Annotated in this window: 22 protein-coding genes, 1 tRNA gene and 3 pseudogenes; 20 read left to right on the plus strand and 6 right to left on the minus strand. The window is 41.9% G+C overall.

The annotated features are described in order from the left end of the window. Positions 1-8: 8 nt before the first annotated feature. The gene (locus tag BLQ81_RS13890) at positions 9-413 is read right to left on the minus strand and encodes a thiol-disulfide oxidoreductase DCC family protein (protein ID WP_092731027.1); all 405 of its coding nucleotides are present in this window, start codon (positions 411-413) and stop codon (positions 9-11) included. Next, the gene (locus tag BLQ81_RS13895; protein WP_092731029.1) at positions 410-3190 is read right to left on the minus strand and encodes a T9SS type B sorting domain-containing protein; all 2781 of its coding nucleotides are present in this window, start codon (positions 3188-3190) and stop codon (positions 410-412) included. Before BLQ81_RS13895 ends, BLQ81_RS13890 begins: the two co-directional genes overlap by 4 nt. Positions 3191-3510: 320 nt before the next feature. On the opposite strand from BLQ81_RS13895, the gene BLQ81_RS13900 reads away from it, so the two are divergent. The 7 genes and pseudogenes from BLQ81_RS13900 to BLQ81_RS13930 all read left to right on the plus strand — a co-directional run bounded on the left by BLQ81_RS13900 (position 3511) and on the right by BLQ81_RS13930 (position 9144). Next, positions 3511-4191: a succinate dehydrogenase cytochrome b subunit gene (locus BLQ81_RS13900; protein WP_092731031.1), complete on the plus strand. Its 681-nt coding sequence runs from the start codon at positions 3511-3513 to the stop codon at positions 4189-4191. Between the two features lie 13 nt (positions 4192-4204). Further along, entirely contained in the window at positions 4205-6139 is a 1935-nt protein-coding gene (locus BLQ81_RS13905; RefSeq protein WP_092731033.1) for a fumarate reductase/succinate dehydrogenase flavoprotein subunit, read from the plus strand. 25 nt (positions 6140-6164) lie between these two features. Next, on the plus strand, positions 6165-6914 hold the full coding sequence (locus BLQ81_RS13910; RefSeq protein ID WP_092731035.1) for a succinate dehydrogenase/fumarate reductase iron-sulfur subunit: 750 nt from the start codon (positions 6165-6167) through the stop codon (positions 6912-6914). A gap of 188 nt (positions 6915-7102) precedes the next feature. Beyond that, a pseudogene (locus tag BLQ81_RS13915) lies at positions 7103-7291 on the plus strand (sodium:solute symporter family protein); the annotation flags it as partial. Positions 7292-7298: 7 nt separating this feature from the next. Further along, positions 7299-7412, plus strand: a pseudogene (locus BLQ81_RS22755) (GNAT family N-acetyltransferase); the annotation flags it as partial. Between the two features lies 1 nt (position 7413). Beyond that, positions 7414-8487, plus strand: a pseudogene (locus BLQ81_RS13925) (alanine racemase). Positions 8488-8565: 78 nt separating this feature from the next. Further along, positions 8566-9144 (plus strand): porin family protein, encoded by a 579-nt coding sequence (locus tag BLQ81_RS13930; protein ID WP_092731037.1) that lies wholly within the window; start codon positions 8566-8568, stop codon positions 9142-9144. A 41-nt stretch (positions 9145-9185) separates the two neighbouring features. Here the strand turns inward: BLQ81_RS13930 and BLQ81_RS13935 are convergent, their stop codons facing one another. The 3 genes from BLQ81_RS13935 to BLQ81_RS13945 form a co-directional block, all read right to left on the minus strand. Next, positions 9186-10304, minus strand: coding sequence for an SO2930 family diheme c-type cytochrome (locus BLQ81_RS13935; protein WP_092731039.1), 1119 nt, complete (start codon positions 10302-10304; stop codon positions 9186-9188). Positions 10305-10314: 10 nt separating this feature from the next. Beyond that, a complete protein-coding gene (locus BLQ81_RS13940; protein WP_092731041.1) occupies positions 10315-11613 on the minus strand; it encodes a parallel beta-helix domain-containing protein in 1299 nt (432 codons plus the stop codon). A gap of 80 nt (positions 11614-11693) precedes the next feature. Next, complete coding sequence (locus BLQ81_RS13945; protein WP_092731043.1) at positions 11694-12257, minus strand: Crp/Fnr family transcriptional regulator; 564 nt, start codon at positions 12255-12257, stop codon at positions 11694-11696. A gap of 81 nt (positions 12258-12338) precedes the next feature. Between BLQ81_RS13945 and BLQ81_RS13950 the strand changes: the two genes are divergently transcribed. Then, positions 12339-12902 carry a porin family protein gene (locus tag BLQ81_RS13950; protein ID WP_092731045.1) on the plus strand — a complete coding sequence of 188 codons (564 nt, stop codon included), beginning with the start codon at positions 12339-12341 and terminating at the stop codon, positions 12900-12902. A 35-nt stretch (positions 12903-12937) separates the two neighbouring features. Here the strand turns inward: BLQ81_RS13950 and ruvC are convergent, their stop codons facing one another. Then, positions 12938-13513: a crossover junction endodeoxyribonuclease RuvC gene (ruvC, locus tag BLQ81_RS13955; RefSeq protein ID WP_092731047.1), complete on the minus strand. Its 576-nt coding sequence runs from the start codon at positions 13511-13513 to the stop codon at positions 12938-12940. An 81-nt stretch (positions 13514-13594) separates the two neighbouring features. On the opposite strand from ruvC, the gene BLQ81_RS13960 reads away from it, so the two are divergent. From BLQ81_RS13960 to BLQ81_RS14015, 12 genes are all read left to right on the plus strand, one after another. Beyond that, positions 13595-14635 carry a glycosyltransferase gene (locus BLQ81_RS13960; protein ID WP_262481060.1) on the plus strand — a complete coding sequence of 347 codons (1041 nt, stop codon included), beginning with the start codon at positions 13595-13597 and terminating at the stop codon, positions 14633-14635. Positions 14636-14668: 33 nt separating this feature from the next. Then, entirely contained in the window at positions 14669-14920 is a 252-nt protein-coding gene (locus BLQ81_RS13965; RefSeq protein ID WP_092731051.1) for a hypothetical protein, read from the plus strand. Between the two features lie 3 nt (positions 14921-14923). After that, the gene (locus BLQ81_RS13970; protein WP_092731053.1) at positions 14924-16135 is read left to right on the plus strand and encodes a PP2C family protein-serine/threonine phosphatase; all 1212 of its coding nucleotides are present in this window, start codon (positions 14924-14926) and stop codon (positions 16133-16135) included. A 3-nt stretch (positions 16136-16138) separates the two neighbouring features. Next, positions 16139-16765, plus strand: coding sequence for a polysaccharide deacetylase family protein (locus BLQ81_RS13975; RefSeq protein ID WP_092731055.1), 627 nt, complete (start codon positions 16139-16141; stop codon positions 16763-16765). Continuing rightward, positions 16765-17868 (plus strand): glycosyltransferase, encoded by a 1104-nt coding sequence (locus BLQ81_RS13980; protein WP_092731057.1) that lies wholly within the window; start codon positions 16765-16767, stop codon positions 17866-17868. The genes BLQ81_RS13975 and BLQ81_RS13980 overlap by 1 nt, the downstream gene beginning before the upstream one ends. Next, a complete protein-coding gene (locus BLQ81_RS13985; protein WP_092731111.1) occupies positions 17865-18647 on the plus strand; it encodes a TatD family hydrolase in 783 nt (260 codons plus the stop codon). Before BLQ81_RS13980 ends, BLQ81_RS13985 begins: the two co-directional genes overlap by 4 nt. Then, positions 18637-19704, plus strand: coding sequence for an asparaginase (locus tag BLQ81_RS13990; protein ID WP_092731059.1), 1068 nt, complete (start codon positions 18637-18639; stop codon positions 19702-19704). The genes BLQ81_RS13985 and BLQ81_RS13990 overlap by 11 nt, the downstream gene beginning before the upstream one ends. A gap of 91 nt (positions 19705-19795) precedes the next feature. Then, positions 19796-19883: transfer RNA gene (locus BLQ81_RS13995), tRNA-Ser, on the plus strand. Between the two features lie 499 nt (positions 19884-20382). Then, entirely contained in the window at positions 20383-21180 is a 798-nt protein-coding gene (locus BLQ81_RS14000) for a MotA/TolQ/ExbB proton channel family protein (protein WP_092731061.1), read from the plus strand. Positions 21181-21238: 58 nt separating this feature from the next. Continuing rightward, on the plus strand, positions 21239-21568 hold the full coding sequence (locus BLQ81_RS14005; protein WP_092731063.1) for a hypothetical protein: 330 nt from the start codon (positions 21239-21241) through the stop codon (positions 21566-21568). Between the two features lie 4 nt (positions 21569-21572). After that, entirely contained in the window at positions 21573-22208 is a 636-nt protein-coding gene (locus BLQ81_RS14010; RefSeq protein WP_092731065.1) for an ExbD/TolR family protein, read from the plus strand. A gap of 1 nt (position 22209) precedes the next feature. Continuing rightward, complete coding sequence (locus tag BLQ81_RS14015; RefSeq protein WP_092731067.1) at positions 22210-22671, plus strand: ExbD/TolR family protein; 462 nt, start codon at positions 22210-22212, stop codon at positions 22669-22671. Positions 22672-22723 lie beyond the last annotated feature (52 nt).

Raw genomic sequence — 22723 nt, forward strand, 5'->3', positions numbered from 1 at the left:
GAGGTTGTTTAGGAAAGAAACTTCATCTTTTCTTCAGGTGATGGAAGTCTGCAAGTGTTCTTCTTTCCAAACCATCGGTAGCGATTTCTGCCTATCCAGTCGTAAGCCCCATCTCTTATCGCTGAGGGCAAAATGATAAGTGTGTAGAAAAGTGGCCACAATCCTGGAAGTTTTTTGGCTATCCTTAATGCGGCAGTGCTTCGGAAATAGATTTTTTCATCTTCGATAAGAACCAACGAATCCAGATATTCTGGATTGACCTCATATCGGGAAAGTAGTTTTTTGCCCGCATCCTCCTGCAATGCTCCCAGTAAAAACTGATTCTTAGTATCCCGTTTTAGGATAAAATCAATGGAAGCATTGCAGAGGTTACAGACTCCGTCAAAAAGTATGACAGATTTTTCTGAGGTCATCTCAGGATTTGGATAGTGCCTTTCAAGCTGCGTGTTCGCTGTGTCGGATCAAGAACATCAAAGGTGACTTTTCCGGAATAGAAGTAGGTGCTTGCAGGCAATTCATTTCCGTTTTTGTCCCGACCATCCCAACGGATGAGGGGGTCATTTTCGTTGGAAGTTAGACTGTTGTAGCTGAATACTTCCACTCCCCATCGATTGACAATGAATATTTCAACCCCCAATACGAATCGTGGGCATAGTGAAAAAGGATTGTCGAAAGCTATAAAGGTATCGTTGTTCCCGTCACCATTTGGCGTAAATGCATTTGGAAGATTATACACAGGACAATTGTCCACGCATACCACATTACTGGCTGCACTTTCATTGCCCGAACGGTCCACAGCAGTGATGTAATAGCACCCACGATAATTAGGGAGATTATTCAGCCTTGCACTCAAACTCAACGAAGAATATTGCCCTACCAAATTAAAGGTTCCTTCTTCCCCGTCTGGGGTGAAATAAAGTTTGTATCCGCTCAATTCGTCGTCGCAATCTCCAGTGAAATTTGGTTTCCAACTCAGATTATGAACAAAGGAGTTACTGTTGCAGGGCTGTTCGGCTACATAGGCAGAGCACTCGGGACCTTCAAATGTCAGGACAGGAGGACAAGGAAGTCTGTTATCATCCGGCAAAGCACAGGTGATTTGAGATTTGTTTTCCAATGGATAAACCAGCCCTGCGACGTTGTATGCTCCTTTGGTTATCACGTAGTAACAATACTCCAATTCCTTGATTAAAGGTTTGCCGTTAAAACTTCCGTTATCGAGGTACTTAAATCCATCTTTGGTTACGTCTACTTCTGTAATTTTCACAAATGTATCAGCATCAGCGGCGGCAGGATCAGTCCTATTTCGATATACCTCATGCTTGAATTCTGAAATTTGGTTGTTCCAAGGTACATTAAACGTCCATTTGAGTTCAATTGCTTCATTGATTATGGTTGGCTCCAGTCGCACTGATGAAGCGGATGAGGAGGTGTCAATCTTGACATTATTATCCAGTAAGACTACCCGATAATTGTAAACCAAGTTTTCAGTATTCAATCCGCTGTCGGTGAAAAGCGTATCTGAGGTGACTCCCAAGGAGATCCTGTTGGTGTTTCCCGTGAACCCTTCACTCCTTAATAGCTCATAAGTGTAAGGCCCGGGAAATTGTAATTTGTCAATATCATAAGGCGGAGTCCACTTGATGAAGATTTCTCCAGTGGCAGGATCAGTTTCTTCAATACTGACATTGGTGATGATCGGTACGTCCACATCAATGGTAATACAGATTTCTTGCGACACGATACTTTCTCCTGATCTAGGTTGAGGGAATCCTGCCACCAATCGGTAACAATAGGTATTGCCCGGAGCAAGTCCTTCTCCGCCGTTCGAATCATTGAAAGAGAAGGTGGCCATATTGGTGATTCCGATCAATTCATATCCTGCACGAATGCCTGTCTCACAACTGTCAGGTTGGTAGGGATTGGAATTGATTCTTCTCCAAATTTGCATTTCGCTGGCTGAGTTGGCACAGACATAGGGATCCCACTTTAAATTCACATTTCTTCCCGGCAATTGTTCGATTTCGTTCCAGACAGGCGGGGGGCCGACGATTTTGATCCGCCAAGTTTTAATATCAACTAATTTTGGTCCCGATCGAGGCTGATCTGTGATTCGTACCCGAACCTCATATTCCCGGGCTCTGACGTGGTTACAGACTGTTTGCCATTTGAAATTTACTATACCGGGCTGAGGTTGAAATTTACTCTTTGGATCATAAGTTGCCGGAGAGGTAGTAATCTCAATTGGTTCTCCAAAAACTTCAATTTTTATGGGATCACCGTCCGGGTCTGATCCTTGGATGATGTTTTGGATGAGTGTACCTGCTTCCACGCAGAGATCGGGAGGTAAAATTAGTACAGGACGTCGATTATTGGAGTTTTCGATGATGATCTGCATGTCCCGGACCACATACCCGATTTGAATGAATTTACCATCAATTTTTCTCCATTCAATGATTCGAAAGGCTACATTGAACTGGCCGGCAGTGCCGGGAGCGTCCCAAATCAAATCACCGAAAATCGGATCAATTCTCAAAAAAGCAGGAGTCGTTCCGTTCTCTTGATTTCTGCTGAATTCAGGGCTGGCAGGACTTCTGTAATTATTTACCGGCCTTTCAAATTGCTGCTTAGGTATGTCCATCGCATAGGAAAGACTGTCACCATCCGGATCGTATGCCCCCGGATTGTGAATGTATCTTACGTTTACTGCTCCATTGTCCACCGGAGGAATAGTCAAAACCGGGGAGTTATTTACACCAAAAAAAGGATCAATATTGATTTCAGTTTCCACGTAGAAAGGGGTGTCCACCGAATTATCCATATTCAATGTCAGGTCATTCCGATTAAATTCCTGAAAGCGAATTTTATATTTCCCCGGACCCTGGAAGGTATGGGTGATGACGAATGTGTTTTTTTCGATTTGATCTCCAAGATTTTCAACCAAAGAAAAATCGCTCTGGGTGTTTAGACCTTCTACTACTCTTCCATCTCCAAAATTTATAGTTCCCGGGCCAAATATGACACTTGAGCGGGTATCAGTATATCCTACCACTGTGATTCGATAAGTGAGTGTTTGAACGGAAATTCGCTCGGCGATAATTTCACCTGCTCGGATGTGTGTGGCAAAAGCTGCAGTAACACCTGTGATCAGGTAAATAAAAAAGAGTCCTAAAGAAAATTTGAATTTCATATTTGGTCGACTTTGCTAATACTTTAACTGAAAACGTCAAAGGAATTCTAAATGTTAATTCCTTTTTCTTCAGTTTAGATTTTTATACTATACGAAATAACAGGAAGTAAGGAGAATTTCACGGGAAATTCAAACAATAAAATTAATCAGGATGTTAAAAGCTTGAATATGTAATAAAAGATAATCCGTTTTAAAGGCTATTTAGAACCTTTTAAAATAAGAGAAGGGAATTTGATTTCATTGTTTGCTACCTGTTCCGCATGTAAATTTGGCAGCACAAATAATTAAAGACTTTCGTTCTAAACTAATCACAAATTTGTATGAGTTGGGTTACAAAAACATTGAAAAGCACCCTCGGTAGAAAGTTGATCATGGCCTTGACAGGGCTTTTTCTGATTCTGTTTTTGACTGGCCACGTATCAGGAAACTTATTGTTATTTAAAGGAGATGGAGGAGAGGCATTTAATATGTATGCCAAATTTATGACCACCAATCCTGCGGTAAAGCTACTTTCTTACTTGACTTACATTTCAGTAATCGGACATGTCATTTATTCCATTACATTAAATAGACTTAATAAATCGGCAAGGCCTATTGGCTATGCGGAGTCTGGGGCATTCACCAACAGTACTTGGTCATCACGCAACATGGGGATTTTAGGCACGATCATATTGGTGTTTTTAGCAGGGCACCTGTATAGTTTTTGGTTTCAAATTCATTGGGGAGATGTGCCTATTGTGACTTACGCCGGAGAAGAGTACAAAGACCTATACAGTGTGGTTAAGGTAGCTTTCCAGCAAGAATGGATGGTAGCACTCTATGTTGTTGCGATGACATTTTTAGGTTTTCACTTATCTCATGGATTTGCTTCTGCCTTTCAGACTCTAGGCTTAAATCACAAAAAATATTCTCCTGCTATCAAAACATTGGGCAGCATTTATTGCGTTTTGGTGCCGGTTCTTTTCGCCAGTATGCCGCTTTATATTTATTTCACGAGCTAATTAACAGTTCCGTATGATACTAGATTCCAAAATACCTGCTGGTCCTTTGGCTGAAAAATGGACTAAGCACAAGTTTAACAGCAAGCTGGTCAATCCGGCAAATAAAAGAAAGTACGAAGTCATTGTTGTGGGGACAGGCCTCGCAGGTGCTTCGGCGGCTGCTTCCCTGGCGGAGTTGGGGTATAATGTCAAAGCCTTTACTTTCCATGACAGTCCACGAAGAGCACACTCTATTGCCGCTCAGGGTGGTATCAATGCTGCCAAAAACTATCAGAATGACGGTGACTCTGTATTCAGACTTTTCTACGATACTGTAAAGGGAGGTGACTACCGTGCCCGTGAAGCCAATGTCTACCGCCTTGCAGAAGTTTCGGTTAAAATCATTGATCAATGTGTAGCCCAGGGTGTTCCTTTTGCGCGCGAATACGGTGGACTGTTGTCTAATCGCTCTTTCGGAGGAGCTCAGGTTTCCCGAACTTTTTACGCCCGTGGACAAACAGGACAGCAGTTGCTTTTAGGCGCATATTCAGCACTAAGCAGGCAAGTAGCCAATGGTAAAGTGAAACTCTATCCTCGCTCTGAGATGATGGATGTGGTTATGATTGATGGCCAAGCCAGAGGTATTGTTACAAGAAATTTGATTACAGGCGCAGTAGAGACTCACACCGCTCATGCGGTTTTGCTGTGTACCGGTGGATACGGTAACGTATTTTTTCTCTCAACAAATGCAATGGGCTCCAATGTAACGGCGGCTTGGAGAGCTCACAAGCGCGGCGCTTACTTTGCGAACCCTTGCTTTACTCAAATTCACCCGACCTGCATACCTGTATCCGGTGACCATCAGTCCAAGTTGACCTTGATGTCCGAATCCTTGAGAAACGACGGACGGGTATGGGTTCCGGCTACAAAAGAAACCGCTGAAAAACTCAGAAAAGGAGAAATTAAGGTGAATGACATTAAGGAAGAAGATCGGGATTACTTCTTGGAAAGAAAGTACCCTTCCTTTGGTAACCTTGTCCCTCGAGATGTTGCTTCCCGAAATGCAAAATATGTCTGTGACGAAGGTCGAGGTGTAAATGAAACTGGTGAAGCTGTATTCCTTGATTTCCGTGACGCAATCAAGCGTGACACCAAAGCCATCATTGCCTCCAAATATGGTAACCTTTTTGACATGTACAAGCAGATTACCGGAGAGGATCCTTATCAAGTACCAATGATGATCTATCCTGCGGTTCACTACACGATGGGAGGTCTTTGGGTAGATTACAATTTAATGACAACAATCCCGGGATTATATGCTTTGGGTGAGGCGAATTTCTCCGATCATGGTGCCAACCGACTTGGTGCATCTGCCTTGATGCAGGGATTGGCGGATGGATATTTTGTGATTCCATATACTATAGGAGATTATTTGGCTCAGACCCTTCCTAAGCCAATCGATGCAAATCATCCTGAATTCATCAAGGCAGCTGAAGAAGTAAAAAACAGAATCAGCCAATTACTGAAAATAAAGGGTAAAAAATCCGTCGACTACTTCCACAAGATACTTGGTAAAATCATGTGGAATGAATGTGGAATGGCTCGATCAGCTGAAGGATTAAAGAAAGCAAAAGCCGAGATCAAAGAATTAAAAAGAGATTTTTGGGCTGATGTAAAAGTGCTGGGAACCAATGAAGAATTAAATCTCACCTTGGAGAAGGCTCATCGAGTGGCTGATTTCATTGAACTCGGTGAGTTGATGATTGATGACGCACTCAGCAGAGAGGAGTCCTGCGGAGGACACTTCCGTGAAGAATATCAAACTCCGGAAGGTGAGGCTCTGCGCGACGACGAAAACTTTGCTTATGTCGCAGCATGGAAGTATATGGGTGAAAATCAAGAAGAAGAGCTTCACAAAGAGCCTTTGGTTTTCGAAAATGTGAAGCTTACCCAGCGCTCTTACAAATAACTTCAAGACAAAAATTCATAGTAATATGCAATTGACTTTAAAAATCTGGAGACAAAAAAACGCATCGGACAAAGGTGGATTTGCCACTTATCCGGTGGATCATGTCTCCAAAGACATGTCTTTCTTAGAAATGTTGGACGTGTTGAATGAAGAACTAACTGAAAAAGGGCAAGATCCTGTACATTTTGATCACGATTGCCGGGAGGGTATCTGCGGAAGTTGTTCGCTTTACATCAATGGCAAGCCTCACGGACCACTTCAAACTACCACTTGTCAGCTTCATATGAGGTCTTTCAATGATGGAGAAACAGTGACCATTGAGCCTTGGAGGGCAAAAGCCTTTCCGGTTCTGAAAGATTTGGTGGTAGATAGATATGCATTTGACCGAATCATTCAAGCCGGCGGTTATGTTTCTGTCGGAACGGGTGGAGTACCTGATGCCAACGAAATTCCTATTCCAAAAACTATCGCTGACCTCGCAATGGATGCGGCCCAGTGTATTGGATGTGGTGCTTGCGTAGCGGCCTGCAAAAATGCCTCTGCAATGCTCTTCACCTCTGCCAAAGTTTCCCAACTAGCTTTACTTCCGCAGGGTCAAGTGGAACGAAAAACAAGAGCAGAAAAAATGGTGGCTCAAATGGATGCAGAAGGTTTCGGTGCTTGTACCAATACAGGTGCCTGCGAAGCGGAATGCCCAAAAGGTATTTCTATAACCAATATTGCGCGGATGAACAGAGAATATTTCTCAGCAGTAGTAAGTAGCGAAAACCTTTAATTTTAAAAAATAAAGAAGAAAGCCAGGCCTTGGGCCTGGCTTTTTTTTGTTTCACTATTTCAAGACTAAATTGAATTATTATATCATTTTATTACTTAAAAACCAAATAAAATTGGGAAAATGGCTCAATTTAGATACCTTTGAAAAATTATATTCTAAAATCAATTTGAGTCAAAACCAAACTAGTAATGCATCTCATAGATATGGGGATCTTCATAGCCTACATGCTCGCCATGCTTGGAGTAGGATATTATTTCATGAAAAAGAACTCCAGTCAGGAAGATTATTATGTAGGCGGGCGTTCGATAGGTAGTTGGCATATTGGCCTGTCTGTAGTAGCTACGGATGTAGGAGGGGGATTTTCCATTGGACTTGGAGATCAAAATGGCCAATGGTGCTGTCGCACTACATGTCGAAGCGGACAATCCTGCTCGTAAACTTTATGAGCGATTGGGCTTTACCAATAAATATTTGGAAATGAGACTAAACCGGAAATAAAATGGAAAGTCTGACATTAAATTTTGAAAAACTTCGGACCAACTTTGAGTTTTTGAAAAACCTCTTTGAAGAAAAAGAGGTGAAATGGGGTGTAGTATCCAATTTGCTTTGCGGGAATAAACTTTTTCTACAGGAATTGATTAATCTGGGAATCCGGGGAATTCACGATAGCCGGATTTCAAATCTGGCTATGGTCACCCCCCCCCTGAATCGATCCATTCAGACAGGCTACATCAAGCCTGTTTCCAAAAAGAATGTCTCTCAAATGGTAAAATTTGCCGATGTGTGTCTGAACAGTGAATTGGAGACGATCCGAATGATCAGCGAAGAGGCTGTAAGACAGGACAAACCCCACAAAATCATCATTATGGTGGAAACTGGCGACCTTCGGGAAGGAGTGATGGGGGGAAATTTGGTAGATTTTTACGAGGAGATTTTTGAATTACCGAAAATCGACGTGATTGGACTGGGAACCAATCTTAATTGTCTGAATGGGGTCATGCCAAGTACGGACAAGTTGATTCAACTTTCGCTCTAAAAGCAGATTATTGAGTTGAAATTTGGACGAAAAATCCCATGGGTTTCGGCTGGTACCTCAGTGACGATCCCGCTGATATTTTCCAACCAATTACCAAAGGGGATCAACCATTTCCGGGTAGGAGAGACCTTATATTTTGGAGTTGATTTGGTAGGCGAAAAAGTAATTGAAGGAATGCAGGGGGATGTTTTTGAACTGGAAGCTGAGATCATTGAGCTTCAGGAAAAGCCGCTTTTGCCATCGGGCGTTTTGGAGGCCAACCCACAGGGGGAATTTGCCGATATTGATGAGTCTCTCTACGGGAAGACCTCAATTCGGGGAATTTTAGACATCGGATTGCTTGACGTAGATCCGAAATATTTGATCATTAATGACCCGGAAATTGAAATTTTGGGAGCCAGTTCGGATATGTTAATCATTAACCTTGGAGCGAATCAAAAAGGCCTTAAAGTAGGTGATACAGTGATTTTTAGGCTAAAATATATGGGTGCGCTGGCTTTGATGAACTCCAGTTATATCGAGAAGGCAGTCGTTTAAACTAAACATCCTGACATTGGGGAATTGGGTATTGGCATTGTTTTGGGTTTTTATATTCCAGATTAAATCCAGAAACCGATGAAAAAAATTCTTTTAATATTTTCTCTGACAATTTTAATTGCGGCGAGTGCAAGTGCACAATCGGGGATTGGAATCAGGGGAGGTGCCAATTTCTTTAATTTTGGAGGAGATGATGTTGCGGATAATAATTATACCAATCGAACCGGATTCCATGCTGGAATTTACGCAAGCATCCTGGGGGGCAGTGCCATCTCTCTAGAGCCTGGAGTTTATTATTCGATCAAAGGAACTCAAAATAAAGATGCGGCCAATACCCGATCAGTTTTGGACTATGTTGACGTTCCACTTCTATTAAGATTGAAAGTTGGAGAAGGCTTTAATTTCTTCGGAGGACCTCAGGTTTCCTTCCTTGTCAAGTCCAAGTTTGAAGGTGATTTTGGAAATTCTACGGTTTCTATAAACACAAACAACATTAAGGATACCGATGTCGGATTTGTCTTTGGTATCGGATATAATCTTCCCAAAGGAGTAAATGTCCAAGGTTCGTATGATTACGGATTAACTCCAATATTCAAAAACAGTAATGCAGATGTATATAACAGGGGCTTTAAAGTCTCTTTAGGCTATACTTTTTAATATGAGCGTTGGTTTGAAAGGGTTGCGAAAGCAGCCCTTTCTTATTTTATCTCCGCAATCCAATTTCGGATAAGTTCCACTCCTTCCTGATCTACAGTAGTTCGCCCTATTTCCGGCATGGCTACACCTACTTTTGTTGAACTCATGCGGTGAATCACTATCGATTCATCCGGTTTGCCGGGAACAATATCAAACTTGAAACTTCCTGCGCCACTACCTGCAGCGATTGGAGTTTTGTTAATTCCCAACTTCATCCGATCTCTTTGGTCATAGGTGAGAAACAATCCTGATGTACTAGCCGGGCCCTCGGCTCGGTGACAATGTGCGCAATTGATGTCGAGGTAAGCCATTGCCCGATCAACCAAGGCTTGACTTGTATCTTGGTAATTCACCATAGATGGATGGGCAGCAGGTTCATTAAAGCCCTCCAAAACGCCCAATTCTGTCCAATGTGCCAACTGGTTGGGCTTGGAGGTTCCGTATGCTATTTCATTGTTCAAATGCTTGACTTGCATCCCTATCGGTGACAGGGTTTCATTTTTGTTATGGCAGCTTTTGCACTGATTTTTGTTGGGAACCAAGTAATTGATCAGTTGCTCCTTTCCTTGGTTGTCGATAAAGCGAACATTGATTTCACCACCGACTACTTTAAGTACTGCCTCGGTTTGGCTTTCGTTCCAGATGTAAGGATAAGCCTGCCAGCCTTTCTTCTCATGAATCATCAGGCGAGTTTCGATTATTCTTCGCTCTTCTACAGGTTTTCTAAAGTCTGCGGGATAATAGAAATTTTTTATTAAAACCGATCCATGTGGAAGGTCTATGTCTTCACCGTTAATTTTTGCTTTTTCTCCTGGAGGAATAAATAAGAATCTGCTTTTCAGTGCATAATCTGTAAAAAGGGAAGAAGCTGGTTGGTAAAAAATCACTGTTGAAGCAGGTATCAATTGTTTTATTTCCCCGGTAAAAAATCCATAAGTCGAAAGTCTGCGGTAGGGATAATTGCCGTCCGCCGCTTCCTTAGCCAGCACTTCTTCCGGTGCTGAAGGCTGAGAATTTGTTTTATCGGGAGAATTTTGACAGGAAATCAAAAAAATGAAGAATAATAAGATGAGACTGATCGTGAAAATTCCGTTTTGCGTAACTTTTTGACTAAACTTCATAGCTTCCAAATTATAGCCCTGCAAGACCGGTGATATCTGTTTTTACCGCCACTTTACAATTCTGGAATAATTGATAGTCTTTGAAGGCATCAATATTTTTTTCGCCATCCAATAAAAAGAACCTTGTAAATCGAAGGTTTTCGATGTCGGGTTCCTGTATGCAGATCCTCATGGGATTGGAGTTTATGGTAGAGCTGATATTTTCATCCCAAATTCCATCGTATATAATGTCCTGAGTTTTGCCAAATCCATAGGCGTTATACACTAAAACCAATTTGCCGAGCTCTCTGGAAAAATCCGGGAATCGATACCAATTGCGCTCGTATTTATTGTCATGGAGGAAGATATCAGATGTATAAGGAGACCAATTTGGGGCTTCAGCCGGAAATCCGGTGATTTGATAACTTGCAATAGATACTCCGGAAGTCTTATTTCTCAATATTCTGTTCCCATAGATCTCTACTTCTTTAGCTGCCAGGAGTATTACTCCGGATCCCGGAGGAACCATCGTTACGGTATTTCCATTTGGATCTTCGCCCATGGGAGTCGCAAAATTTTCATGGTTGTTGTCAATGATGTCGTTATCGTAGATTTTAGTGCCCTTACCGTCAGATTTTGGAAGACCGGGAAGGTTGAATACCAAGATTCCTCCCGAATTATTCCTCGCCGTATTGCCGAAAACCTCCGCGTTATCGCAATTTTCGATTTCAATACCTGCCACATTTCCAAAAGCAAGGGAGTTTTTGACCACTATATTTTCGGATTGGCCAACATAGATTCCGGCATCTTTGGAGTGAGAGGCGATACATTCATCGATCACCACATTTTTACACTGTACAGGATAGATGGCGTAAGTTCCATTTTTGGATTTATCACCGTTCGTCCAAGTGACGTTGATTCTGCGGAAGGTCAGTCCGTCGGTATGTTGTGCTTTGATGCCATCGCCCGGTGCATCTTCAATGCTTAGATCGGCTATGCTGATATTGTTTCCGACGATTCTCACGCCTTCTCCCCCGGCTTTCAGATTTCGGAATGAGAGGACCGTTTGATCCATACCTGCCCCCCTTATTTTTACAGCAGTTTTGTTGTCCAGGATCAATTGAGTATTCATTTCATAGAATCCTGCAGGGATTTCAATGGTGGAGGAATCTTCGGCCATGATGAAGGCTTCAACGATTTTATCAACATCTTCTCGGGGCACTCGTGTCAACTTAGATGAGTCAAAGGTCTGCTCGGTAGTACTGCTTCCACAGGAAAAATAGACCAGTCCCGCGATCAAAAGGAGGATTGAATTCAGAGAGTTTCTCATCGTGATTTCTAGGCTTTGGGTTAATAATAATTAAATCTACCGCATAGCCATAAAATAATCTTTTGAGGAAAGTCAAATAATCAGATTTTTCCCCGGATCCGGCTTAGGGTTTCAATGCTCATGTCCAAATAAGTGGCAATCTGTCCGACGGATGCTCGTTGGATAATTTTTGGGCGGTAATCCATCAGATCCAGGTACCGATCTCGGGCAGATTTGAATTTTGAAAATATCAACTGCTCCTCAAGTGAAACATAATACCGCTCGAGAATCAGCCTGTAGGTTCGTTCGAGGTCATGATGTTTCTCGAATAGTTTTAAAAGTGATTCATATTTTATCCGTGCAACCTTTGTCTTTTCCATTGCCTCGATATTCTCATAGGAAGGTTTTCTGGAAATAAAGGAATGCATCGCTGTCAAAAACTCTCCCTCCAGCGAAAATGAGACGGTTATATCCTTGTTTTCTTTTCTGTAAAAACTTCTGGCCGAGCCTTCTATTATAAAATACAAGTGGTCACAAACTTTCCCTTCTTGCTCAAGCAATCCCCCTTTATCCACCAAAAGTGAATCCAGTTCCTTTTCAAAGGCAATTTTAGCTTCCTCGCCAAGGCCCGGAAACTGGTCAAACATGTTAATGTTATTCTTCATCTGTTTTTTTAAAAAAGTCAAGGATAATTACTAATTGGGTTATCAAACGTTAGTTTTACGGAAATTATAAATATTTGAATCATGAGAAAAGTTTTGATGGCATTCTTTCTGGTCGGAATAGCGGCCACAGCACAGGCACAATTTGGAGTAAGGGCAGGTTTTAATTCAGCTAACTTCTCAAATACCAATTTTGAAGCAAAAGCCGGATTTCATTTAGGAGCCTATTATTCGATTGGGACTGATTTTATTTCGTTTGAGCCTGGAATCCAATATTCCCAAAAAGGGTATCAAGCGACAGAGGCTGGCACCGGTAGATCAGTCGATGAGAAGTTAGGTTATATAGATATACCGGTTCTTGTGCGGTTGAATTTGATCCCGTCCGTCAATATTTTCGCTGGTCCTCAGGCTTCTTTGTTAGCATCAAGCGTTTACAAATTGGGTGATGATACTTTTGACAGTTCTGCAGCCATCAGAGGATATGACCTCGGTGGAGTAGTCGGTGCCCAGGTAAAGTTGCCAATGGGTCTTAATGCACAGGCAAGCTACGATTTTGGGCTCAGTTCTCTCAATTACTACAACACAGATGTCAAAAATCAGGTATTCAAAATCTCCTTAGGGTATTCTTTTGGAAGTAATAATGAATAACTACTAAATCTTAATCCCGGCCATCAGGCTGGGATTCATTTTTTAACTCGGTTTGGGTTGTCTTCGATAAATGATTTCCAGCCTTCATTTCTGCCTCGGGTTTGGACTCTTCCCTCGTGGAAATGATGGCAAAGCGCCACAGCCAATGCATCGGTAGCATCGAGCATTTTTGGCAATTCAGTCAGATTGAACAAAGTTTGTAGCATTGCAGCCACCTGTTCTTTTGACGCGTTTCCGTTCCCTGTGACGGATTGCTTTACTTTTTTTGGAGAATATTCGGTAATGGGAATCTCACGCGCCAAAGCGGCCGCCATAGCTACTCCTTGAGCTCTTCCTAATTTCAGCATGGACTGCACATTTGCCCCATAAAACGGAGCTTCCAAGGCCATTGTGTCGGGCAAAAATTCATCAATAATTCCTGTGACCCGCTCAAAAATCTTCTTCAGTTTCAGCTCATGGGTCTCGTACTTCTTAAGGTGAATGACGCCATATTGAAGTATTTTATACTTTTTACCCTCAGTCGTGACCAGTGCGTAGCCCATCACATTCGTACCCGGATCGATGCCTAGGATAATTTTTTCGTTTGGCTCTTTTTTCTCTTCTTTACTCACTGCCGCAAGTTAGCCGAAAAGATGATCAGTTTTTACCTCCTTTGGACAGGGTGCTATTTTGTTTTGCTTTGCTTACTTGGAATGAGATGGCCTAAAAAACAATCCAGTGACGATTCTCATAATTTTTTTCCCAAAGTAACTTTATTGATTCCTTTCAGAAATGAACTGGAAAATCTCGGGAATCTGGAAGAGGAGCTATCCAAATTGACATATCCTGATTTACGCATTCTCCTGGTGGATGATCAAAGCGAAGACGGTTCCTTTTTGCTTTTTAAGGAGAAGTTTGAGACAGACAGCCGGATCCATGTCATTCAAAGTACCGGTATCGGTAAAAAAAGAGCAATTGAAATTGGTGTTCAAGCCGCCGAAGGAGATTTGATTCTTTGTTCGGATGCAGATTGTCGCTATCCAAATAATTGGGTAGAGCGAATGGTGGGGCCTTTTATGGATCCGGAAATTCAGCTGGTAGCCGGACCGGTCATCAGTGCTGGTCAAAATAATTTTTTTCAAAGATTTCAGCAGATTGAGTGGTCGAGTATTTTGCTGCTAACTCAGTTCTTTTTCAGTCACAAGCGGCCATTGATGTGTAGCGGAGCAAACCTTGCCTATCGGAGACAAGCTTTTCAATCCGTCAATGCCTATGGTCAAAACTTGCAGTATTTGTCTGGAGATGATGAGTTTCTGCTGAAGAAAATAGCAGCACGATATGGTAAAGAGAGCTGCATGTACCTCCCCTTTATTGGGAGTCTGGTTTGTACCCAGCCTCAGAAAAGATTATCCGACTTGCTAAACCAACGCATAAGATGGGCTGGAAAATGGAAGGCGCATCGGAGTTTTGTTCATGCTTTTTCAGCGTTGCTTTCCTTTTTAACCCAACTTACTTGGCTTTTAAGTCTGATTTTACTTGGACTAGGCAAAGTAGGATTCATGGTTTTTCTACTGGTTTGGACAGGAAAGATTCTTTCGGAAAGGATGGCATTGGGAATGGTTTTGAATACTTTATCACTTAGATTTTCATTTATTGACTTTGTCAAAACCGCAATAGCCCATCCGTTCTATGTTATTCTTGTCGCTTTTGGTGCGATTTTGGGAAAATTTACATGGAAAGGCCGTGCCAATTGAAGAATCCTTAATTTAGCTTTTGAATTGAAAATTATGAGCGACACGGAATTTGACTTGCTCGATGAGCTTTATTTTGTACAGACCTACGACTTTATTAAAGAATCCCTGAAATGGGAAGATGAGCTACTGCTGGAGACACTGAATTCCCTATATCAATCGGGAATGATAAAATGTCTGAGTGCACCGGATACGGAGCGGTTTGACCAGGTGGATCTATTTAAAGAAGGAAAAAATCTCTTCTATCTCGCAACCAAAAAGGGTCTCATGGCCCACAATACGCTATAATCCTTGATCGACGAGACCTATAAATACCAAAGAAAAGAACTGGAGCTGAAGGCGCTGCTGGAGATCACTCAGGCGATCAATGAGAATCAGTCTGAGGCGACGCTAATCAATATTTTTAAATTTACCTGCCTTGTCCATCTCGATATCAAGTCGCTGATCTTGTACGTGGCAAAAAGTGAGGTTTTTGAAAGAAAAATTTCGCATGGTGTCAAAAGAAAAATTCCCCAGACTCTTCATTCTTCAGATGTCATAGACAAAAAGGAAAGCGGACAACTTCAAATTCAACTGAGCGAAGAATACACTTTTGAGGAGCTTGAGACCTATCTGCCTGTCTATCATAAAGACCACATGCTGGCAATTCTTTTTCTGAAAAGAAAGTCGGCGGAACAAGAGTTGGATCTGAATTTCACGCAAGCCCTGGCCAATATTCTTGTGGTTGCTTTGGAAAATAAACGCTTCGCCAGAAAACAGCTTGAACAAGAAGTTCTCAACCGTGAGCTTGCCATTGCCTCACAGGTTCAACAGATGCTTTTCCCGGCTTCCCTTCCCAACACTAAAGCACTCAAAGCCAAGGTCACCTACTATCCACACAGTATGGTGGGCGGGGATTATTATGACCTGATTGAGAAATCGGAAGATATCGTATACTTCTGCATTGCGGATGTTTCCGGAAAAGGAATTTCCGCCGCACTCCTGATGTCTAATTTCCAAGCCGCATTACGGACGTTGCTTCGCAGTGATGCAGACTTCAGGGTAATTATCCAGCAGTTGAATTACACGCTGATTGAAAACACCAAGGGTGAACGATTTATCACTTTTTTTCTTGGAGAATATAATCGCAAAACGAAAAAACTCAGGTATGTGAATGCCGGTCATAATCCGCCGATTCTCTGTTGGGAAAAATTTATGAAAAGTGAAATTTTAGAGGCTGGAACAACAATTTTGGGAGCTTTTGAAGAACTTCCATTTCTTGAAATAGGGGAGCGAGAAAACCTGACCAATTTCACTATCCATTTGTATACCGATGGACTCACAGAGGCGATGAACCCTGAAGAGGAAGAATTTGGAGAGGAGCGCTTTCAAAGCTTTGTGGACTTGCATCTGGGCATGAATCCCGAAGATTTTCACCAGGAGTTTTTTGGCCAAATGCAATCCTTCACCAAAAAGGTCGCATTACGGGATGATTTGACTTTGCTGAGCCTGAGATTCAGTTAGACTATGGTTTGGCACACTGTTCCACGGGCTGTCCAGTTGCTTTTTCCAAAACGGGTTTGGAAAGGTGATTCCTCGGATAAGCGCGTTTACCTGACCTTTGACGATGGCCCTGTACCCGGTGTCACAGATTTTGTATTGAATGAATTGGCCATTCGGGATCAAAAGGCAACATTTTTTATGGTCGGGGACAATCTCCAAAAATTCCCAAAACTGGGGAATGAAGTTTTGGAACAAGGGCATCGGATCGGAAATCATACCCACAATCACCTCAATGGATGGAAAACCAATGATGCCGTTTACCTCAAAAATATTCAGGCATTTGATCAGGTGTTAGACACTACCTTGGGAGTTAAGACTCAGCTGTTTCGTCCACCCTATGGGCTCATGAGGGATTCACAAGCGAAAGCAGTGATGCAATCGAAAGATGTAGTGATGTGGAATGTGTTGTCAGGAGACTTTGATTTGTCTATTGAACCTTCTCGGCTTTTGACCAAAAGTATTCAGAATACCCGTTCAGGAAGTATAATCCTATTCCATGATCAACAAAAAACCAAGGAGATTTTGCGAAAATTACTTCCCGATTTTCTGGATTTCTTAGGTAGCAATGGGTTTAAAACCAGTCTTTTGTGATGATGATCTGGCTTGTGGGGATTGTTGGACTACTGATCATCCAATACTTGCTGCTTTTGTTTTTTTTAAAAACGGGTTGGAAGGACCACTTTATAAAAACCGAAGAGCTTCCCAAAGTCTCTGTTTTGATTGCCGCGAGAAATGAAGAAAAAGACCTTCCAAATCTATTGAGGAGTTTGGAGAGATTAAATTACCCCATTGAAAAACTTGAAATCTTGATTGCAGACGATCAGAGCCTTGATCAGACGGCACTGTTAATTGCGGCATGGGCCAAAAAAGGAGCGAATCGAAACCTGATATCCATCCAAGCTGAACCAAAAGATGAAATTCAAAGAAACGGGAAAGCAAATGCGCTTGCCGTTTTATGCGAAAAGGCTTCCGGATATTTTTTCTTTTTCACAGATGCCGACTGCGAAGTTCCTCAAAATTGGATCCTGGAAGGCATCAATTGTTTTGGTCAAGAAGTAGGTCTGGTTTTGGGTATTACCCAAGTCAAAAGCAAGGGTTGGTTTGGAAAAATGCAGGAAATCGATTGGTGGAATACCTTGGGTATTGTCAAAATTGTAACTGATTTAAAACTTCCCACCACCGGTTTGGGAAATAATATGGTGATCAGCCGTCCTGCTTATTTGGCTAGTGGAGGATTTGAAAAAATTCCATTTTCGCTCACGGAAGATCTGGAAATTTCCAAAGCGATCAGAAAGGTTGGGTATAGCATCAGACATCAAGTCAGCGAAAATTTCCTTGTCAAAACCAAAGCCGAGAAGGGCTTGAACGCGCTGCTTCAACAACGAAAACGATGGATGGCAGGTGCCATGACACTTTCCTGGGCTTGGAAAATTTTACTGGGACTTCAATTTTTGGTCTTCCCGGCAGTATTGGTATTAATAGCACTGCATTGGCAACTTGGGTTCATTTTATTTGGATCCAAAATCATTACTCAGAGCCTGTTTCTTGCTTATTTTTCTAAAAAGGGCGGTCAAAAAATCGGAACAATACCACTACTCTTGTTTGATTTTTACCAGATATGGAACCTTAGCCTGACGATTCTTTATTACTTTTGGCCCGGTCAAGTAGAATGGAAATCCCGCAAATACGCATGAACTTAATCGATACCCACGCACATATATATTCTTCCAAGTTTGACTCGGACCGAGATGAGGTCATTGCGGAAATCAGGCAGGCTGGCATAGAACGGATCTATATGCCCAATGTGGATGTGGAAACGATCGACAGCATGCTCGAATGCGAGTCTAAATACGGTGACCTGTGTATTCCGATGATGGGGCTTCATCCCTGTGATGTCAGGGAGGATTTTGAACAGCAGCTTTACATCATGGAAGCTTGGCTCAACAAGCGGCCTTTTGCAGCAGTAGGAGAGATTGGGACAGATTTGTATTGGGATAAAAGTGCCTTTGAGCGACAAAAGGAAGCGCTTAATATTCAGATTGCTTGGGCTAAGGATCGGAATCTACCCGTCGTATTGCATTGTAGGGAGTCTATCGATGAGACAATTGAAATTATCGAAAAAGCACAGGATGGTACGTTAAAGGGAATTTTCCATTGTTTTACCGGGAATTTGGGCCAAGCCAAAAAAATAATAAAACTCGGATTTTTGCTGGGGATTGGGGGAGTGGCAACTTATAAAAATGGAGGTCTTGATCAGGTTATTCCTTTTATTGGGATTCAAAATTTGGTATTGGAAACCGATGCGCCCTATTTGGCACCGGTTCCATTCAGAGGGAGAAGAAATACGCCGGCCTATTTACCGGCTATTGCACAGCGCGTAGGAGATTTTCTAATGGTTTCTTCGGACGAGGTTGCCAAAGTTACCAATTCCAATGCGTTGAAATTATTTAAGGAAATTCATTATGAACTATAAAATTGTCCGCCTTAATACCGGTCTTAAAACTGCAAAAACAGCTTCTGTTTTAATTATTTATACCGGAGGCACGCTTGGAATGGCCTATGACGACTCAGGTGCGCTGGTTCCTTTCAATTTTGGACAGATTCTGGAAAAGATCCCGATCCTTTCCAATATGGATATTGCGATTACCGTGATTTCATTTCCCGAGCCTATCGACTCTTCCAATGTGACAATGAGACATTGGATTGACATGTCCTATATCATTTATGAGAACTATGACAGCTATGATGGCTTTGTCGTATTGCATGGAACGGATACGATGGCTTACTCGGCTTCAATGTTGAGCTACATGCTTCAGGGCTTAAATAAGCCTGTAATCTTTACTGGCGCTCAGTTGCCTATTTCAGCTATGCGGTCGGATGCCCGTGAGAATTTGATGACCGCACTGGAAATCGCTACGGCAAAAATCAGCGATCGCCCCATCGTACCGGAAGTCTGTATTTTTTTCAATCATATGTTGCTCCGTGGCAATCGATCCAAAAAAGTGCAAAGTATTCATTTCGATGCCTTCGAGTCAGAAAACTATCCGTCACTCGCGGAGGCAGGTATAGTGATAGATTATAATATGAATGCCATTCGTCCCTTTGAACCCAAAAGGAAGCTGATTAAAATGAATCACTTGGATAATCGCGTGATGATTTTGAAGCTTTTCCCGGGGATTACGGACAAAATTATGGATGCTTGCTTCAATATTGATGGGCTTCGAGGGGTGGTATTGGAGACTTATGGGTCAGGAAACAGTCCTTCGGAAGCTTGGTTTATGAGATCTCTGGATCGAGCGATCAAAAAAGGAGTGATCATCCTGAATGTGTCCCAGTGTAATGGTGGTCGAGTGATCCATGGAAGATATGAGACTAGCAAGGAGTTATTGGCTGTAGGTGTAGTCAGTGGTGCAGATATGACTACTGAAGCCGCTGTGACCAAAATGATGTATTTATTGGGGCAGAATTACACTCGGGAAGAAATATGTAAAAAATTAACCCAGTCCATAGCAGGAGAGATTACTGCGTGATTTTACCGGAATTTTGGAAATGGGTTTGGAATCGGCGGGAATAATAATTTTCTTTGCACTCCGATTCGCAAAATCAGCGAAGAATCAACACAGAGAGGTGTCCGAGTGGCTGAAGGAGCACGCCTGGAAAGTGTGTATACCCCTCAAGGGTATCGAGGGTTCGAATCCCTCTCTCTCTGCGGAAAGTCAGCCCCCAAAAGGCTGGCTTTTTTTATTTTTTAAAAAAGTGACATCCGATTGCCTTCAAGCAAATCGACCGAAAAAAATAAGGAGAGAGTGTTCTGTTAATATTTCTATTCTGGAATGCCTAATTAGATCTTTTTTGGTAAAAATTCCGCCAATGAATCGGCATGAGATTTTTCTTTTTAATTAAAAGCAGAAAAGAGTTGGGTAATTTGATAAAAAATGGATAAGCTTGAATCTTAATAAAGTTAATTAAATGTAACTGCTTAAAAATTCCTTTGGTATACAATGAGAATTGGTTTTATGAAAATCAAAAAGAGGTTTTAATTAATCCATTCATGTAAAAATTGCCTTAATTTCGATTTAAACAGGGGATTCTTTCAAAAAAGTTAAAAGAGCCCATTGTTTTTTGAATTTAAAAAATCATAACTTTAAAGTTCGATTTTAATCTAGAAACCATTTAACCCTTATCAAAAGTCTAATTCAAAACACATTATGAGAAAGTTAATCGCTTTGTTCATGCTTGCAGGTATCATGTTCGTTCCTGTCTTTGCTAACGCACAAGATGCATCAGCAGATACTGCTGCAGCAGTAACCCAAGCAGCTCCAGCTGCATCTCCAACTATCGTTGACGACGAAATTGTCGCCGAGGAACAAAGCTTCCATCAGGTGATCAAAGAAAAGTTTATCGAAGGAGATCCACTTTACATGACTCCTGTATTGATCTGTTTGATCTTGGGTCTTGCTATTGCTCTTGAGAGAATCATCTCACTTAACTTGGCAACTACCAACACCAAAAAATTAATCTTGAAAGTTGAGGACGCACTCACAACTGGTGGAATCGAAGCTGCTAAAGATGTGACTAGAAACACTAAAGGTCCTGTAGCATCAATTTTCACCCAAGGCCTGATGCGATACTCTGAAGGAATTGAAATGGTAGAAAAGTCCATCATTGCTTATGGCTCTGTTGAAATGGGTCGTTTGGAAAAAGGTTTGGTATGGATATCCCTATTTATTTCCCTTGCACCGATGTTGGGTTTCATGGGTACGGTAATCGGTATGATCGGAGCATTTGATGCAATTGAAGCAGCCGGTGATATCTCTCCTTCATTGGTAGCAGGTGGTATTAAAATCGCCCTTTTGACTACGGTTGCCGGTTTGATCGTTGCGATCATCCTTCAGTTGTTCTACAATTACCTTGTATCGAAAATTGATTCTCTGGTTAACGATATGGAAGATGCTTCCATCTCTTTGGTAGACGTGTTGGTAAAGCACAAATTGACCGGTAAATAATCCGATCAGTCAATTTTTGACTAAATCAAATCAATCCAATTAACTAAGAATCGATACTATGGATACTTATGATATCATGCTCTATGTGAGCTATGCACTGGTTGGAATTGGAGCTGTAGTTTCCATTCTGATGCCTCTTTTCAAATCGCTAGATGATCCGAAAAGCCTCCTGAAAACAGGCCTTGGTATTGTAGCCATCTTGGTTCTTTTCTTTGTCAGCTATAGCATATCCGGCAACGAAGTATTACCAAAATTTGAAAGTGATCCCTTCAATTTGACACCTGCCATGTCTCAAATGGTCGGTGGTCTCATGATCACGACTTATGTGTTGACCATTGTTGCCCTTGTCGGCATCGTTGTCACAGAATTCAACAAAGCTATCAACTAATAAAATGGCAAGAAAGAAAAGCAGAGAGGTTACTGAGGTTAACGCAGGCTCGATGGCTGACATCGCATTTCTGCTGTTGATCTTCTTCCTCGTCACCACCACGATCGCTTCGGACAAGGGGATTTTGAACATCCTGCCTCCAAAGCTTGATCCAAACATTCCTCCTCCGGATATTAAGAAGAATGAGCGAAATATCTTCAATATTCTGATAAATGCGAATGACGACCTACTCGTTGAAGGGGAATACAGAAGATCACCTGAAGGGCTGGATAGTGAAATCAAAGACTTTATCCTAAACTTTGGAGCACCTGACGAAGAAGCTTTAGTGTTATTTAATTCGTTACCTGCGTCTCTTCAGGCTCAGGCGCAACGTAGACCTGAGTCCTCCGATCACCCGAAAGAAGCGGTTGTTTCCATAAAAACCGACCGTGGTACCAGTTATGAACTTTATTTGGAGGTTTTTGACCTTGCAAAAAAGGCATATTTCGAAGTTTATGGTGAGCGCGTGGGTCTTGGCGCAGATGAATATAGAGCCTTGACCGGTAATGATGAAGCTTCAAAACTTCTCCAAGATCGCGGCAAAGAGGGAATTCCTATGGCAATTTCAATTGCAGAACCAAATAAAATAGGAGGGAATTGATATGTCAAAGTTTAAGAAAAAGACTAATACAACTACCAATATTCCAACCTCAGCGTTGCCGGATATTATCTTCATGCTTCTGTTCTTCTTCATGGTGACTACTGTACTCAGAGAGCAGGATCTTTTGGTTGAACAGAAGATCCCTCAGGCTACCCAACTTCAGAAGCTTCAAAAGAAAACTTTGATTTCCTATCTCTTTATCGGGAAGCCGAAAAATACGGGATTGTATGGATCTGAGCCTAGAATTCAGGCTAATGATGTTTTGATTAGTCCGCCTGAAATTGTTCAATGGGTCAACCAAGAGCGTGACATGCTTCCTGAATCAGATCGTGGATTGATTACCATTTCCATGAAAATTGATAAAGAAGTGAAAATGGGCCCTATTTCTGATGTTCAAACCGAATTAAGAAATGCGGATGCCCGAAGGGTTTTATATGCCTCAACAGGCAAAGTTCCAAATTAAGTTTTCAACCTTTATGTTTAAAGCCATTCGCTAAGCGAATGGCTTTTTTGTT

Source organism: Algoriphagus alkaliphilus (assembly GCF_900103735.1).
GTDB classification, from domain to species: Bacteria; Bacteroidota; Bacteroidia; order Cytophagales; family Cyclobacteriaceae; genus Algoriphagus; species Algoriphagus alkaliphilus.

What these genes read in the sequence shown, in the direction of transcription:
- BLQ81_RS13890 (WP_092731027.1), bottom strand. Translation starts at nt 413, where the DNA reads ATGACCTCAGAAAAATCTGTCATACTTTTTGACGGAGTCTGTAACCTC.
- BLQ81_RS13895 (WP_092731029.1), bottom strand. Translation starts at nt 3,190, where the DNA reads ATGAAATTCAAATTTTCTTTAGGACTCTTTTTTATTTACCTGATCACA.
- BLQ81_RS13900 (WP_092731031.1), top strand. Translation starts at nt 3,511, where the DNA reads ATGAGTTGGGTTACAAAAACATTGAAAAGCACCCTCGGTAGAAAGTTG.
- BLQ81_RS13905 (WP_092731033.1), top strand. Translation starts at nt 4,205, where the DNA reads ATGATACTAGATTCCAAAATACCTGCTGGTCCTTTGGCTGAAAAATGG.
- BLQ81_RS13910 (WP_092731035.1), top strand. Translation starts at nt 6,165, where the DNA reads ATGCAATTGACTTTAAAAATCTGGAGACAAAAAAACGCATCGGACAAA.
- BLQ81_RS13930 (WP_092731037.1), top strand. Translation starts at nt 8,566, where the DNA reads ATGAAAAAAATTCTTTTAATATTTTCTCTGACAATTTTAATTGCGGCG.
- BLQ81_RS13935 (WP_092731039.1), bottom strand. Translation starts at nt 10,304, where the DNA reads ATGAAGTTTAGTCAAAAAGTTACGCAAAACGGAATTTTCACGATCAGT.
- BLQ81_RS13940 (WP_092731041.1), bottom strand. Translation starts at nt 11,613, where the DNA reads ATGAGAAACTCTCTGAATTCAATCCTCCTTTTGATCGCGGGACTGGTC.
- BLQ81_RS13945 (WP_092731043.1), bottom strand. Translation starts at nt 12,257, where the DNA reads ATGAAGAATAACATTAACATGTTTGACCAGTTTCCGGGCCTTGGCGAG.
- BLQ81_RS13950 (WP_092731045.1), top strand. Translation starts at nt 12,339, where the DNA reads ATGAGAAAAGTTTTGATGGCATTCTTTCTGGTCGGAATAGCGGCCACA.
- BLQ81_RS13960 (WP_262481060.1), top strand. Translation starts at nt 13,595, where the DNA reads ATGAGATGGCCTAAAAAACAATCCAGTGACGATTCTCATAATTTTTTT.
- BLQ81_RS13965 (WP_092731051.1), top strand. Translation starts at nt 14,669, where the DNA reads ATGAGCGACACGGAATTTGACTTGCTCGATGAGCTTTATTTTGTACAG.
- BLQ81_RS13975 (WP_092731055.1), top strand. Translation starts at nt 16,139, where the DNA reads ATGGTTTGGCACACTGTTCCACGGGCTGTCCAGTTGCTTTTTCCAAAA.
- BLQ81_RS13980 (WP_092731057.1), top strand. Translation starts at nt 16,765, where the DNA reads ATGATGATCTGGCTTGTGGGGATTGTTGGACTACTGATCATCCAATAC.
- BLQ81_RS13985 (WP_092731111.1), top strand. Translation starts at nt 17,865, where the DNA reads ATGAACTTAATCGATACCCACGCACATATATATTCTTCCAAGTTTGAC.
- BLQ81_RS13990 (WP_092731059.1), top strand. Translation starts at nt 18,637, where the DNA reads ATGAACTATAAAATTGTCCGCCTTAATACCGGTCTTAAAACTGCAAAA.
- BLQ81_RS14000 (WP_092731061.1), top strand. Translation starts at nt 20,383, where the DNA reads ATGAGAAAGTTAATCGCTTTGTTCATGCTTGCAGGTATCATGTTCGTT.
- BLQ81_RS14005 (WP_092731063.1), top strand. Translation starts at nt 21,239, where the DNA reads ATGGATACTTATGATATCATGCTCTATGTGAGCTATGCACTGGTTGGA.
- BLQ81_RS14010 (WP_092731065.1), top strand. Translation starts at nt 21,573, where the DNA reads ATGGCAAGAAAGAAAAGCAGAGAGGTTACTGAGGTTAACGCAGGCTCG.
- BLQ81_RS14015 (WP_092731067.1), top strand. Translation starts at nt 22,210, where the DNA reads ATGTCAAAGTTTAAGAAAAAGACTAATACAACTACCAATATTCCAACC.